Annotated in this window: 9 protein-coding genes; all 9 read left to right on the top strand. The window is 58.9% G+C overall.

The window, feature by feature from the left end; all coding sequences use genetic code 11:
* Window positions 1-7 precede the first annotated feature (7 nt).
* The 9 genes from dppD (at window position 8) to EGO56_RS18630 (ending at window position 14,554) form a co-directional block, all read left to right on the top strand.
* A complete protein-coding gene (dppD, locus tag EGO56_RS18670; protein WP_033784396.1) occupies window positions 8-994 on the top strand; it encodes a dipeptide ABC transporter ATP-binding protein in 987 nt (328 codons plus the stop codon).
* Entirely contained in the window at window positions 984-2,006 is a 1,023-nt protein-coding gene (dppF, locus tag EGO56_RS18665) for a dipeptide ABC transporter ATP-binding subunit DppF (RefSeq protein ID WP_135910485.1), read from the top strand. The genes dppD and dppF overlap by 11 nt, the downstream gene beginning before the upstream one ends.
* Before the next feature lie 682 nt (window positions 2,007-2,688).
* Window positions 2,689-3,264 (top strand): cellulose biosynthesis protein BcsO, encoded by a 576-nt coding sequence (gene bcsO, locus EGO56_RS18660; RefSeq protein ID WP_135910484.1) that lies wholly within the window; start codon window positions 2,689-2,691, stop codon window positions 3,262-3,264.
* The gene (gene bcsQ, locus EGO56_RS18655) at window positions 3,255-4,058 is read left to right on the top strand and encodes a cellulose biosynthesis protein BcsQ (protein WP_033734778.1); all 804 of its coding nucleotides are present in this window, start codon (window positions 3,255-3,257) and stop codon (window positions 4,056-4,058) included. Before bcsO ends, bcsQ begins: the two co-directional genes overlap by 10 nt.
* Window positions 4,059-4,106: 48 nt before the next feature.
* The gene (gene bcsA / locus EGO56_RS18650) at window positions 4,107-6,218 is read left to right on the top strand and encodes a UDP-forming cellulose synthase catalytic subunit (RefSeq protein ID WP_135910483.1); all 2,112 of its coding nucleotides are present in this window, start codon (window positions 4,107-4,109) and stop codon (window positions 6,216-6,218) included.
* Window positions 6,215-9,268, top strand: coding sequence for a cellulose biosynthesis cyclic di-GMP-binding regulatory protein BcsB (bcsB, locus tag EGO56_RS18645; RefSeq protein WP_135910482.1), 3,054 nt, complete (start codon window positions 6,215-6,217; stop codon window positions 9,266-9,268). The genes bcsA and bcsB overlap by 4 nt, the downstream gene beginning before the upstream one ends.
* 11 nt (window positions 9,269-9,279) lie before the next feature.
* Window positions 9,280-13,095: a cellulose biosynthesis protein BcsC gene (locus tag EGO56_RS18640; RefSeq protein ID WP_135910481.1), complete on the top strand. Its 3,816-nt coding sequence runs from the start codon at window positions 9,280-9,282 to the stop codon at window positions 13,093-13,095.
* Window positions 13,095-13,538 (top strand): cellulose biosynthesis protein BcsD, encoded by a 444-nt coding sequence (gene bcsD / locus EGO56_RS18635; protein ID WP_013359647.1) that lies wholly within the window; start codon window positions 13,095-13,097, stop codon window positions 13,536-13,538. The genes EGO56_RS18640 and bcsD overlap by 1 nt, the downstream gene beginning before the upstream one ends.
* Before the next feature lie 8 nt (window positions 13,539-13,546).
* On the top strand, window positions 13,547-14,554 hold the full coding sequence (locus tag EGO56_RS18630; protein WP_135910480.1) for a family 8 glycosyl hydrolase: 1,008 nt from the start codon (window positions 13,547-13,549) through the stop codon (window positions 14,552-14,554).
* The last annotated feature ends 91 nt before the right edge of the window (window positions 14,555-14,645 follow it).

The following is a 14,645-nucleotide window of genomic DNA, read 5'->3' as shown; positions in this document are numbered from 1 at the left end:
CACCGAGATGGCGTTATTAAATGTAGACAAACTATCGGTGCATTTCGGCGACGATAAAGCACCGTTCCGTGCGGTTGACCGCATCAGTTATCAGGTTGAGCAGGGCCAGGTCGTCGGTATCGTGGGCGAGTCCGGCTCCGGCAAATCGGTCAGTTCACTGGCGATCATGGGACTGATCGACTTCCCCGGCAAAGTGATGGCGGAGAAGCTGGAGTTCAACCAGCGCGATCTGAAACGCATCTCTGAACGCGAGCGCCGCCAGCTGGTAGGCGCTGAAGTGGCGATGATTTTTCAGGACCCGATGACCAGCCTGAATCCCTGCTACACCGTAGGCTTCCAGATTATGGAAGCGATCAAGGTGCATCAGGGCGGCAACAAACGCACCCGGCGTCAGCGGGCAATCGACCTGCTGAACCAGGTCGGTATTCCCGATCCGGCGTCACGGCTTGATGTCTATCCGCACCAGCTGTCGGGCGGCATGAGCCAGCGCGTGATGATTGCCATGGCGATCGCCTGCCGGCCTAAGCTGCTGATCGCCGATGAGCCGACGACGGCGCTCGACGTGACCATTCAGGCGCAGATCATCGAACTGCTGCTGGATCTGCAGCGGCAGGAGAACATGGCGCTGATCCTGATTACGCACGATCTGGCGTTAGTGGCAGAAGCGGCGCACCACATTATCGTGATGTATGCCGGACAGGTGGTGGAGAGCGGCAAAGCGACCGATATCTTCAAAGCGCCGCGCCATCCTTATACCCAGGCGTTGTTACGCGCGCTGCCGGAGTTTGCGGCCGATAAAGCGCGTCTGGCGTCACTGCCTGGCGTAGTGCCGGGCAAATATGACCGCCCGGCTGGCTGTCTGCTTAACCCACGCTGCCCTTATGCGACTGACCTGTGTCGCCAGGAAGAACCGGAACTGCGCACCATTCCAGGACGTCAGTCCAAGTGTCACTATCCGCTGGATGATGCCGGGAGACCCACTTATGAATCATGAAATCACGAAAGATCAGTTCCTGCTGCAGGCGATTGATCTGAAGAAGCACTACCCGGTGAAGAAGGGGCTGTTTGGTCAGGAGCGACTGGTCAAAGCGCTGGATGGCGTCTCTTTTAATCTGGAGCGCGGCAAAACGCTGGCGGTCGTCGGCGAGTCAGGCTGTGGTAAATCCACGCTGGGCCGGTTGCTGACCATGATTGAAACCCCGACAGAAGGGCAGCTTTACTGGCACGGTCAGGATCTGCTGAAGCACGATCCCCAGGCGCAGAAGCTGCGTCGTCAGAAAATCCAGATCGTATTCCAGAACCCGTATGGCTCACTCAATCCGCGTAAAAAAATCAGCCAGATTCTGGAGGAGCCACTGGTCATCAATACCCAGCTGACCAAAGCGGAACGCCGCGAGAAGACGCTGGAGATGATGGCGAAAGTGGGCCTGAAAACCGAGCATTACGATCGCTACCCGCACATGTTCTCAGGCGGTCAGCGTCAGCGTATCGCCATCGCGCGTGGGCTGATGCTCGATCCGGACGTGCTGATCGCCGATGAGCCGGTTTCGGCGCTCGACGTTTCGGTGCGTGCTCAGGTGCTGAACCTGATGATGGATCTGCAGCAGGATATGGGGCTTTCTTACGTCTTTATCTCGCACGATTTGTCGGTAGTAGAACACATTGCCGATGAGGTGATGGTGATGTATCTCGGCCGTTGCGTTGAGAAGGGCAGCAAAGAGGCGATTTTTGCTAACCCGCGCCATCCTTATACTCAGGCTTTGCTGTCAGCGACGCCGCGTCTGAATCCGGACGACCGTCGTGAGCGTATTAAGCTGACCGGCGAGCTGCCCAGCCCGCTTAATCCGCCGCCAGGCTGCGCTTTCAATGCGCGCTGCCACCGACGTTTTGGCACCTGCGTGCAGTTACAGCCGAAGCTGAAAAACTACGGTGGTCAGGAGATTGCCTGCTTCGCGGTCGATCAGGATGAGAACCAGCCGGTGGGTGTGGCAGAAAAGGTCAGTTGAGGATTGGCAGCGCATTCTGGTGTTTACAGACCGCACAAAATTGAAAGCGATGGGAGCATACGCCTGTAGCAAAGCATCGCGGGCCATGGATGGCCCGCGCTGAGCCTGCCAGGGATGGCGTCTTTTGCGTCTTTGCGTAAGGCGTATGCTCCCTGAGCCTGTTCGCGATCTTAGCTCCCCAGCCAAAGGCGCCTTTCTGGCGCTTTTTTTTATCTCAATTCCGCTGTAAACCGCACCGCTGGCGGACCAGTCATCACGTTTCGGTTATTTCCCGTCTTTTTCCGTTATCAGATTTAACCTGTTTTTCTGCTGGCGATATTCGCAGCGAAAAAAGATAAACACTCTCCATCCCTTATGACAGCGATCAGGCTTTTTTGCGCCTGCGGCAGTCCGATTACGTCCTGACATTGCGCTTATCGTGTCCCGCCTGGTTGTGCCAGTGGTTGTCAGAGCGGCTAAGTCTTAAAAATTATTGAAACATCGCAGATTAATTTAACTTAAACATCACTTATTAATTATAGGGGCTAATCATCTTATATCGGCTTTATTCCGCTGTAAGTGAATCTTTATGATTAAACTATTTTATTGAATCTGCTTTATTTATAATCAGGTTTTTCTGACTGACATTAAAGGGATGTGTTATATTCCAGGAAAATTCCTCCCTTGTTGCAGGCCACGGCCAATGAAGAATAATTACGATGATTTGCAGCGTTTTAAAGAGAAAACGCAAACGCTCGACATCGACTTTAAAGATATGTCTGGCCAGGCGCAGGAAGCGGCGGAACACAGTAAATGGGCTTTGATTCGCCAGCTGGCGAAAGAGGACCATCAGACCTCACTGGGAGGCGGTCAGCGAATCGACCTGCCGCAGCCTCAGCCGCTGCGCGGGGATGAATTCACCGCGCCACCGCCTGAGGCACCGGCAAGGCCTGCCACACTCAGTGCGCAACCGACGACATCAGCCCGCAGCTCAATTCTCGATAGTCTGTCAGGCAGCAGCCTGCCCGCAGCACGCACGGCTGAACGTGACCCTTCATCACTGTTTCCGCCACCGCCGCCGCCGCAAAAACGGGTTGCGGCTGAGCCTGTTGCTGTATCACATCCTGAGCCCGTCCGGCCCGCCATCACGCCTGTCACACCCCATTCTGAACCGGAACGGTTTAGTGCCTTGTTCCGCTCGCGTGACAGCGAACCGTCGAATCTGCCGAAAGAAACCTTACTCAAACCGTTACTGGAGAAGATTGCGCTATGCCGTTAGTTTGTGTGTGCTCGCCGAAGGGCGGCGTGGGGAAAACCACGCTGGCGGCGAATCTGGCCTGGAGTCTGGCGCGTTCCGGTAGCAAAGTTCTGGCCATTGATTTTGATGTGCAGAATGCACTGCGTCTTCACTTTGGCGTGCCGCTGCATGATGGTCGCGGATTTGTGGCGCGCTCAGAAGAGCAGGCGGACTGGAGCCAGTCGATCCTCACCACTGGCGGCAATATCTTTGTCCTGCCCTATGGCGACGTCACCGAGCCACAGCGCGAACGGTTCGAAGAGAACCTGATGAAAGATCCCCACTTTATTAAGCGTGGTCTGGATACGGTACTTAATTATCCCGGTCTGGTCATTGTCGCTGATTTTCCGCCTGGTCCGGGCCCGGCCCTTAAAGCAATGACGGCGCTGGCCGATATGCATTTAGTGGTGATGTTAGCGGATACCGCTTCTGTGTCTTTATTACCGCAGATTGAAGAGAACCGGATGACCGGGAAACCGCTCAATAATAAGCAGGGACACTATTTTATCCTGAACCAGTGCGATAACCGCCGGAATATTAATCGCGATGTCACTGCATTTATGCAGCAGCGTCTGGGCGATAATTTACTGGGCGTGGTTCACCGTGATGAAAGTGTGGGTGAAGCCAATGCTTCCCAGCAGTCCGTATATGATTTCAGCCCTGCCTCAGCAGCGGCATTTGATATTGAACTGATCGCCAAACGGGTCAGCAGCATTCTGAATATCACCGTGGGAAATGGCGAAGTTCAGGCTTCCATCCGCACAAATCATTTTTAGTCGGCTACTGCAGGCGACTGACTTACACAGCTCTTCTCAGGGTGAATCATGAGTAAAATCGGGTTTTACCTGCTGCTGCTGGTGCTTGCACCCGTTGCCGCGGTGATCATCATTACGCCAATGGACAGCCAGAAACAGTATATTTTTGGTCTGATCAGCATCGGCATGATGTTTTTATTGGGTTTCAGCAAGAGCCGCAAAATAACCGTGGTGATGGTGATTCTCTCTGCCCTGATGTCCAGCCGTTATATCTGGTGGCGCACCACTGAGACGCTGCACTTTAATTCCGAAGTCGAGGCGATATTAGGGATTGGCTTATATCTGGCGGAGCTTTACGTCTGGCTCATCTTAATTCTCGGCTTCCTGCAAACCACCTGGCCATTAAAGCGCACCATTGAGCCGTTGCCGGACGATACCCGTCTGTGGCCGACGGTCGATATTTATGTGCCGTCTTACAATGAAAGCCTGGATGTGGTGCGCGATACCGTGCTGGCGGCGCAGTGTATCGACTACCCGCGTGACAAACTCAAAATCTATCTGCTGGATGATGGCAAACGCAGCGAATTTGCCCGCTTTGCGGCGGATGTCGGGGTCGGGTATATCACCCGCGACGACAACAAACATGCCAAAGCGGGTAACCTCAACCATGCGATGAAAATCACCAAAGGTGAGCTGATTTGCATCTTCGACTGCGACCACGTGGCAACCCGCACCTTCCTGCAGGCGACGGTGGGACCGTTTCTGAAAGATCCAAAGCTGGCGCTGTTGCAGACGCCGCACTACTTCTATTCGCCCGATCCCTTTGAGCGTAACCTGCGCGCTGCGCGCAGCATTCCCAACGAAGGCGCGCTGTTTTATGGCCCAGTGCAGCAGGGTAACGATAACTGGAACGCCACCTTCTTCTGCGGCTCCTGTGCGGTAATCCGTCGTTCGGCGCTGGAAGAGATTGGCGGCTTTGCCGTTGAAACTGTTACTGAAGATGCACACACCGCCCTGAAAATGCAGCGCCTGGGCTGGGGCTCAGCCTTCCTGTCGATCCCGCTGGCGGCCGGTCTGGCGACCGAACGTCTAGGTCTGCATATCATCCAGCGAACCCGCTGGGCACGCGGCATGACGCAGATTTTCCGCGTCGATAATCCGCTGTTTGGTCGCGGCCTGAAGTGGCAGCAGCGTCTTTGCTACCTCAACGCCATGCTCCACTTCCAGTTTGGTCTGCCACGCGTCGCCTTCCTGACCGCGCCGCTGGCTTACCTGCTGTTTAATCTGAATATTATTCACTCGTCGGCGTCACTGATTTTTGCCTATGTGCTGCCGCACCTGGTGATGTCGCTTTACGTTAACTCGCGCATGAATGGCCGCTTCCGTTACACCTTCTGGGGTGAGATTTATGAGACGGTAATGTGCTTCCATCTGGTGATCCCGACCCTCCTGACGCTGCTGTCGCCGAAACATGGCAAGTTTAACGTGACCGATAAAGGCGGCGTGCTGGATCAGGGCTTCTTCGATTTCCACATCGTGCGTCCGCACGTCATTGTGGCGCTGCTGCTGGGCATCGGGATTGTCGCGGGCGTGATACGTGCGGTGATGCATGACTATTTTGGCGTCGACCCTTACGTTATTGCGCTTAACGTCGGCTGGGCGATTTTCAGCCTGATCATTCTGATGGCGGCGATTGCCGTAGCGCGCGAAACCAAACAGGTGCGTAAAACTATCCGCGTTGACGTACAAATCCCGGCGATTATTCACTACGCCAGCGGCATTTCATCACGCACCCTGACCAGCAACCTGTCGATGGGCGGTGCACAGCTTGATGCGCCGGATGGCCGTCATGAAACGGATGAAATTGAAGAGATTGATCTGTTGCTGAAATCCGGCGCGATCACCATCCCGGTGAGTAAGATTTCCGGCGATGACGAGAGCATCCGCCTGCGCTTTGAGGCGATGCCGCTGGCGCGCCGTCGCGAACTGGTGCGGGTGGTACTGGCGCGTGCGGATGCCTGGATCCAGCCGGAATATAAGCAGGACAATCCGCTGATTTCGCTGGGCACCATTATCCGTACCGTATTTGAGCTGTTCTGGCTGACCTGGAAAGGTCGCCACGATAAACGTAAAAAAGTCGACCCGGTTGCCGCGGCGGCGAAAGAGGATGGCGCGGCATGAAGATCCTGACGCACACGTTGCTGGCCAGTTCACTGACCGCCGCGTTATGGCTGACGCCCGCTGGCGCGGAAACGCAGACAGCGATTGATAACAGCAGTGCCGTGCCGGTAAACAGTGCGGCACCGATGCCACCTGAGGCTGCTGCAACCAGCCAGCCAGCGGGTGCCACCGTCAGTGCGCCGGTAAACAGCGCGGCTCCGGCGTCGTCTGGGGCTGCTGGAACCTCACAATCTGCTAATGCCGCCGTCAGTGCGCCGGTGAACAGTTCTGCGCCGACGCCGCCTGAGGCTGCTGCAACCTCACAATCTGCTAATGCCGCCGTCAGTGTGCCGGTAAACAGTGCGGCTCCGGCGTCGCCTGATGTCGCTGCAACCACACAGTCAGCCGATGCCACTGTCAGTGCGCCAGCGGAAAACCAGGCACCGGCCAGCGGTGCGGCTCCGGCGACACCACCTGCAACGCCTGTTAATAATGCTGCCACACCGGATGCCGGTTCAGCGCAGGTGACGGCCCCGGTAAGTGGTGGCGGATCAGCAACGCCGTCAGTGCCATCCGCGGCCCAGCCCGCAGAATCTGTACCGGCCTCTGCGCCACAGAGTGCAGTACCGGATGCCTCACAGACATCTGCGACCCCATCTTATGCTCCGGCTGCAGAAGCCGCCGCCGCACCTCAGGCGTCAGCGAATGGCGAGGCTTCTTCCACCGCACCGGTGACGAGCAGCGGCGCTGTGACGCAGGACAGCAGCGCGCTCTCCGCGGTGCCGCTGCCGCAGGGGCTGAGCAGTGCCGATCCCGCGCTGGAAGCGGCCGCCAGTGCGCTGCCCTACGCGCCAGGCCAGACGACTGCGCCGGTTGCAGAACCGCAGATGCCGATCACGGCGGCTATCAATCAGCCGATCAGCAGCGTCATCTCCGTAGCCCAGATGGGCCAGTCACGCGGCATTACGCTGACCGGCGGTCAGTTGCAATCGGGCATCACCTTTACCCTGCCCGGCGATGAGGTCATTACCAATGCGCGACTGAATCTGACGCTGCGCGTCTCAGCCGCGCTGGCGGCACGCAATACTTCGCTGCAGCTGATGCTGAATGGTCAGCCGCTCGGTACGCTGCCGCTGGGTGCCACGGACAGCGACGTCAGTGATTATGAGCTGGATATTCCGGCGGCGATGGTGGTGTCGAACAACAACCTCAGTTTTAAAATCAACGATGCGGACAAGCTGCTGTGTGAGAAAGAGAGCGCGCAGCAGTATCAGGTCACCATTCTGCCGAATACCGCGCTGCACCTTGAAGGGCAGAAGCTCAATATCGGTACGCGCCTGCGCAACTTCCCGCGTCCGTTCCTGGATCCGCAGCGGATGACGGCGTCCACCATCACGATGGGCTTTGCCAGTAACGTCTCACCTGATGCGGTCAGCGCGGCGGCACTGGTCGCTTCCTGGCTTGGCATTCAGAGTGATTATCGCGGCATCCGGTTCCCGGTGGTGCGCGGCGAACTGCCGGAAAACAACGGCATCCTGTTTGGTCATCCTGGCGATCGAATCGGCATCCTGACGTTCCCGGCCAGTCATGGCCCGATGCTGCAGGTGGTGGATAACCCCAGTAACCCGGTTTACAAATTGCTGCTGGTCAGTGGTAACAATTACGATCAGCTGCGTCAGGCGGCGAACCGTCTGACAACCCAGCCATTCACCAACGATGAGAGCCAGCTGCAGGTTCCTGTACAGACCATTGGCAACCGCAAACCTTACGATGCGCCACGCTGGATTAACACTGACCGCCCGGTCCGCCTGAGCGAACTGCTGCGTAAAGACCAGAGCCTGACCAGCAGCGGCATCTGGCATGATGCGCTGCGGGTTAACTTCCGCGCCGCGCCTGATCTGTTCCTGTGGGATGGCGACACGGTGCCGGTTAATCTGCACTATCGCTTCCCGTCTGAAAGCTGGATTGATGAGGACAACTCGTTCCTTAACGTCATGCTCAACGGCACTTTCCTGCGCAACCTGACGGTCAACAAAGTCGGCCTGCTGGAGAACGCCTGGCATCGTTTAGGCGGTGATGCGCGTCAGGAGCAGTATCAGCTGAATCTCGAGCCCTATCTGATCTATGGCGATAACCAGCTGGCGCTCTACTTCAATATCAAACCGCGCGCCGATGCGCCCTGCGGCGTGCTCCTGAACAACAACATCAAGAGCCGGATTGAAGAGGACTCGTGGATCGATCTGAGCCATACCCGCCACTTCAGCATGTTGCCGAACCTCTCTTACTTTGTCGGTGCCTCGTTCCCGTTCTCGCGGCTGGCTGACTTTGGCCAGACCACGCTGCTGCTGCCGGAAACGCCCAGCGATGCCGAGCTGTCGACGCTGCTGGATCTGGCGGCGCGGGCCGGAACCGCGACCGGCGTGGCGCTGACGCAGAATCAGGTGCTGTTTGGTCTGCCCACTGGCGGCACCCATCTGGCGCGCATACAGCAGAGCGATCTGCTGGCAGTCAGCACCACCGGTAACAGCGCCTTCAATCAGGCGATGCTGGCGGCGTCACCCTATGACGCTACCAGCAGCACTTTTGGGGTGAAAGAGCCCGACACGCTGGAAAAATTACGCGGCTGGCTGACCGGCGACTGGAGTCGTCAGCAGCTGGATGCGGATCGTTACTTCTCTTCCAACGAAGCGTGGCGGGGCTTTCTCAGCTACCGGTCGCCGTGGAATCGCGATCGGCTGGTGGTGATGACGGTGGCAACCAGCGACGATCAGCTGCTGCGACTGCACAACGATTTAAGTTCGGCGCAGATTAACGCCGCAGTGCGCGGCGACACCGCGATTATCACCGATGAAAACGGCATTCGTAGTTTCCGCGTCGGTGCACAGTTCCCCAGCGGCGAAATGCCCTGGTACATGATGGTGGTGTGGTATGCCAACCAGCACTCGGTGCTGCTGGCGGTGGCGGCGATGCTGCTCTCTGCGCTGGTGGGCAGTGCGGCCTGGGTGATGCTGAAGCGTCATGCCTGGCGGCGTCTGAACCCAAAGCAGAGCCATGATTCCGGCAGGAAGTAAGGACAACAATAATGAAAAAAAATCTGTTAAGTGCCGGTATCCGCCATGCGTTGCTGCTGGGCAGCGCCCTGGCCCTGTCACCGCCGCTGCTGGCGGCGGAAAGCGCCAATCCGGCGTTGCAGGCCCTGTTCGATCAGGCCTCCTACTGGCATCAGAAAGCGCATGACGACCTGGCGAAAGCCTCGCTGCAAAAGGTGCTGATGGTTGAACCCGGCAATACCCAGGCGCTTTATCTGCTGGCCCTCTATTCACAACAGGGCGGCGACACGGCTGCCGCAGCGCAGTATCGTGCCCGTCTCAGCCAGGTCTCCCCAAGCGATCCGCACCTGAGCGAGCTGGATAATGCGCGCCAGATGCAGACCATTCCGCAGGCGCAGCTTTCGCTGGCGCGTCAGCAGGCGCGCAGCGGCAACATTCCGGCGGCGTTACAGACCTGGCGCAATACCTTCAGCGGTAATGAGCCACCACCGAGCGTCGCGGCAGAATATTATCTTACGATGGCGGGTGACCGTACGCTGCTGCCGCAGGCGGTTGAGGCGCTGCGGCAGTTTGCGGCTCAGCATCCGCAGGACACCGGCGCACGGCTGGCGCTGGGTAAAGCGCTGACTTATCAGGAACCGACCCGTCGCGAAGGCATTGAAGTATTGAGTTCGCTGGCGAGTGGTAATCAGGATGCCGATCGTTCACTGCGCCAGGCGCTGCTGTGGCTCGGTCCGCAGCCGTCAGATGCGGCACTCTATCAGACCTGGCAGCAGCGTCATCCGCAGGACTCTGCCGTCATCGACTACTACCGTAAAAATGTCGGTGGCGCAGAAAAAGGAGCCGGATTCAGCGCGCTGAACAGCGGTGACGTCGGCGGAGCGCAGACCAGCTTTGAAAAAGTACTGGGAGCCAATCCCCAGGATGCCGATGCGTTAGCGGGCATGGGCTATGTGGCCCAGCGAGCCGGACGTTATCAGGAAGCGGCTGATTATCTGCAGCGCTCTGCTCAGCAGGGCGGCGATCAGGGTTCCTCGCGCCAGCAGCAGGCCGACGATGCCCGCTTTTATGCGCAGCTGGCCAGCGCGCAGCAGGCGCTGAAAAACGGCGACAGCGCGCAGGCGCTGACCTTAAGCGAACCGCTGGTCCAGGCTGACGGTGAAAAAGGGCTGGCCGCCAGACTGTTCCGCGCCGACGTGCTGCGCCGCACCAATCAGCCTGAGCAGGCGGAGCAGATCTACCGCACCATTCTGCAAAGTGATGCGGATAACCGCAGCGCCAAAGAAGGGCTGTTCTACGTTCTGCGTCAGCAGAATCGCAGTGCCGAAGCCAGTACGCTGCTGGGGGCACTGCCGGATAGCGTGCGTCAGAGCGTGACGCCACGGGCCAATGAAGCGGATGCGCTGCGTCAGCAGGCAAAGCGTCAGCTGGCGGCCGGTAACAACGCCGCTGCCATCGCGACGCTGCAGCAGGGCATTCAGCGCTATCCCTCTGATGGCTGGCTGCGGCTCGATTTAGCCCGGCTCTATCGTCAGCAGGGCGATACGCTGCTGGCGGCCAACGTGATGCAGCCGGTGATGCGCAACGGGGCCAGCACCAGCGAACTCTATGCCGGTGCGCTGAACGCCAGCGAAAGCGGTGGCTGGCAGCAGGCCAGCGCGTTGCTGGCGCGCATTCCTGCCAATGCGCAGACGGCGGCGATGCGTGAACTGGCGCAGCGGGTGAATTTCAATCTGCAGATGAGCACCGCCGATCAGTACCTGGCGCAGGGCGCGACGGCCGCCGCCGCCAATACCCTGAAAGCGCTCACGGTCATGCCGCCCGCTAATCCGGTGGATGCCGGAAACCTGGCGCAGAAGCTGGCAAAGGCGGGCGATCTCACCAGCGCGGTGTCGGTGGTGCGGACGAACCTGCAGCGTGGCGTGCAGGGCAACGCGGGCGATTATGCCGCGCAGATGGCGGTGCTGAATCAGGCGGGCCTCGGCGGTGAGGCGCAGCGCTTCCTCAGCAACCCGGAGCTGCAGGCGCGCAGCACCCCGACGCAGCTCGCGGGTATTCGTAACGGCTATCTGATTAACGAAGTGGATCGCCTGCGGCAGCAGCGGCAGTACGCGGTGGCTTATGACAAGCTGATTGGCGCGCTGCAGCAGGATCCGCAGAACCGCGACCTGATGTTCGCGATGGCCCGCCTCTATCAGGACGGCAAGATGAACCGGGATGCGGGCGTAGTCTATGACTACCTGATGACCCAGGATACGCCGACCCAGGATGCGCGCGTCGGGGCCATCAACGTCGCGCTGGCGCAGAACAATGTGCCGCGTGCTAACGAGCTGAGCCGCGGCCTTAACACCACCACGCAGACGCCGGATCGCCTGCTGTTGCTGGCACGTGTCGCCGAAGCCAATGGCAACCATTCACAGGCGATGGCGTATCTGCGTTCCGCGCGCGCGCAGCTGACTGGCCTGCAGGGCGCGCAGCCTGGCAGCGTGCCGACCGTGGGCGGCCTGGCACTGGCGGACAATCCGTTTATCAACCGCACCACCTCGCCGGTGGGACGCTCACCGTCCAGCTACGGCACCGTGCTGCCGTGGCAGGCGGCACCGGTGGGCCAGACTGCTGGCGTGACATCACAGGGCGAACCGGCTGCGGGCAGCACAACGGTTTCTCAGCAGTCACAGGTTCTGCATGACGTCAATACCATGATGGATTCGCTGCAGGAGAAAACGGCTACCTGGAGTCAGGGCATGGTGCAGGTGCGCGGGCGCGACGGCGAGTCGGGCCTGAGCAAACTGACGGAAGCCAAAGCGCCGCTGACCTTCTCCACCGTGCCGTTTGAAACGGCGCGCCTCGACTTTACCGCCACGCCGGTCTCACTCACGGCAGGCAGTGGCGCCGCCGATGCCTGGCGTCGTTTCGGCACCAATGCGCTGAGCCAGGGCCGCGTTGTGGCCGCAGGCGGCGCGACGGTGAATGATCTGCCCAACGCGACCACCGATTCGCAGACCGCTTCTGGCGTCGAGCTGAATCTGGCGCTGAAGGGCGATAGCTACAAAGTGGATATCGGCAGTACGCCGCTGGGCCAGGATCTCAGTACGCTGGTCGGGGGGGTGCAGTGGTCACCGAAACTCACCGACTTCCTGACGCTGATCCTGACCGGTGAGCGTCGCGCGATTACCGACAGCCTGCTCTCTTACGTCGGCGCAGAAGATAAAGCCAGCGGCAAACGCTGGGGACGCGTCACGAAGAACGGCGCGAACGCCCTGTTAAGCTACGATAATGGCGATGCGGGCTTCTACGCTGGCGGCGGCGCTTACAGCTACCTTGGTGAAAATGTTGCCAGCAACAATAACCTGCAGGCGACCGCCGGGGCGTATGTTCGTCCGTTCCACAGTGACGACCGCGAGCTGAAAGTGGGCATGAGTCTGGCGTGGATGGACTTCTCAAAAAACCTCAGCTACTTCAGCTACGGGCAGGGCGGCTACTTCAGCCCGCAGAACTACGCGTCGGTCTCGTTCCCGATAGAGTTCTCACGCAAGTTTGACGATCTCAAAGTGAATATTGGCGGTGCCGCCGGTTATCAGACCTACAGTCAGGATAAGAGCGCGTACTTCCCGGCGGATGCCAGCCTGCAGTCAGAGCTGGCATCCCTTGCTGCCAGCGGCAGCGTGAAAGACGCGTACTACTCTGGCGGCAGTAAAAACGGCATCGGCTATAACCTGCACGCCGGGGCGGACTACAAACTCAATAAAGATGTGACGATTGGCGGCCAGCTGGGTTATGACACCTTTGGTGACTACAACGAAAGCAGCGCCCGGCTCTATGTCCGTTACCTGTTCGGAGAGAAGTAATGAGTGAGCATTCGGGGGTATCACATCCTTATCAGCCGGGCTGGTTTGACCTGGTCAGCGTGCTGATTGACGGGATGATCGCCAACGCCGGTCAGCAGGAGGCGGAAGCTTTTCTCTACAGGATGGGTGAATCGCTGGCGACCCGCTATCCTTTGCCAGAGTCGCGCACCGTGCAGGATCTGGAGCGTGAGGCCAACCTGCAACTGGCGCGGTTTAACTGGGGCTTTGTGCAGCTTCAGCCGGAAGAGAAGGCGCTGCTGATTGCGTATCACGCCTTACCGGCAGGCGACAATCGCCATTCTCCGGCTGACTGGCAGGCGGCGTTTGGTGCGGTCATCGCCGGGCTTTTTTCAGGCTGGTTGCAGGGCCAGGGCGGCAGCAGAATGGTGCCGGTGACGCTTGAACTCAACGATGGCAGTACGCTGCACTATCGATATCAATAGGATCAGAAATGAAACGTAAGCCATTCTGGATGGGCTGGATCTGCTCTGTTTTACTGCTGGCCTGCAGCGCGCAGGCCAATGCCAGCGGCTGGGATACCTTTAAAAGTCGTTTTCTGACCGCCGAAGGGCGGATCACGGATACCGCCAATAACAATGTCAGTCACACCGAAGGTCAGGGGTATGGCATGTTGCTGGCGGTGGCCAACAACGATCGCGCCACCTTTGATCGGCTGTGGCAGTGGACGCGCACTCAGCTGCGTAATCCGCAGACCGATCTCTTCTACTGGCGCTATGTGCCGGGCAGTGACAACCCGGTTGCCGACAAAAATAACGCCTCGGATGGCGATGTGCTGCTGGCATGGGCGCTACAGCGCGCCGCACAGAAATGGCAGGTGGAGAGTTACCAGCAGGAGTCAGACCGCATTCAGCGCGCGATCATCAAGCTGGATGTCACGAGCTTCGGCGGCCATACCGTCCTGCTGCCGGGCGCGCAGGGCTTCAATAAAACCAGCTATGTGGTGCTGAATCCTTCGTACTTCCTGTTTCAGGCGTGGCGGGAGTTTGGCGAGCGCAGTCATCTGCAGGTCTGGGATAAGCTGATTAACGATGGTTTTGATCTGCTGGGTAAGCTGAGCTTTGGTAAAACTGGCCTGCCACTGGACTGGGTCGCGCTGAATGCGGATGGGTCGGTTGCGCCAGCGGTGGGTTACTCAAACCGCTTCAGCTACGACGCGATTCGCGTGCCGCTGAACATCTGGTGGTATGACCCGCACAGTCTGGCGCTGGTGCCGTTTCAGCGCGTCTGGCAGGGTTACAGCCGCATGCTGACCCCCGCCTGGTTCGATGTGCTGGCGAATGCACCAGCTCCTTACCACCTTGAGGGCGGTCTGCTGGCGGTGCGAGACCTGACGCTGAATGAGACCGGCTATCTGAGCGATAAGCTGGCTGCCGATCAGAACTACTTCTCTGCCAGCCTGCAGTTGCTGACCTGGCAGGCGTTTCAGGAGAAGCGCTGATCAATCGCAGAACGGCGGCGCTGGCCGCCGTTCTGTGGCTGATAACCCGGTATGTCAGGCGCTGAGCCGCGCCTGACTCATACTTCTGCTA

This window comes from Pantoea vagans (genome assembly GCF_004792415.1).
In the GTDB taxonomy this organism is placed as follows: domain Bacteria; phylum Pseudomonadota; class Gammaproteobacteria; order Enterobacterales; family Enterobacteriaceae; genus Pantoea; species Pantoea vagans.
This window is presented reverse-complemented; position numbering and strand designations above follow the sequence as displayed.

What these genes read in the sequence shown, in the direction of transcription:
- bcsB (WP_135910482.1), top strand. Translation starts at nt 6,215, where the DNA reads ATGAAGATCCTGACGCACACGTTGCTGGCCAGTTCACTGACCGCCGCG.
- bcsA (WP_135910483.1), top strand. Translation starts at nt 4,107, where the DNA reads ATGAGTAAAATCGGGTTTTACCTGCTGCTGCTGGTGCTTGCACCCGTT.
- bcsO (WP_135910484.1), top strand. Translation starts at nt 2,689, where the DNA reads ATGAAGAATAATTACGATGATTTGCAGCGTTTTAAAGAGAAAACGCAA.
- EGO56_RS18640 (WP_135910481.1), top strand. Translation starts at nt 9,280, where the DNA reads ATGAAAAAAAATCTGTTAAGTGCCGGTATCCGCCATGCGTTGCTGCTG.
- bcsD (WP_013359647.1), top strand. Translation starts at nt 13,095, where the DNA reads ATGAGTGAGCATTCGGGGGTATCACATCCTTATCAGCCGGGCTGGTTT.
- EGO56_RS18630 (WP_135910480.1), top strand. Translation starts at nt 13,547, where the DNA reads ATGAAACGTAAGCCATTCTGGATGGGCTGGATCTGCTCTGTTTTACTG.
- dppD (WP_033784396.1), top strand. Translation starts at nt 8, where the DNA reads ATGGCGTTATTAAATGTAGACAAACTATCGGTGCATTTCGGCGACGAT.
- bcsQ (WP_033734778.1), top strand. Translation starts at nt 3,255, where the DNA reads ATGCCGTTAGTTTGTGTGTGCTCGCCGAAGGGCGGCGTGGGGAAAACC.
- dppF (WP_135910485.1), top strand. Translation starts at nt 984, where the DNA reads ATGAATCATGAAATCACGAAAGATCAGTTCCTGCTGCAGGCGATTGAT.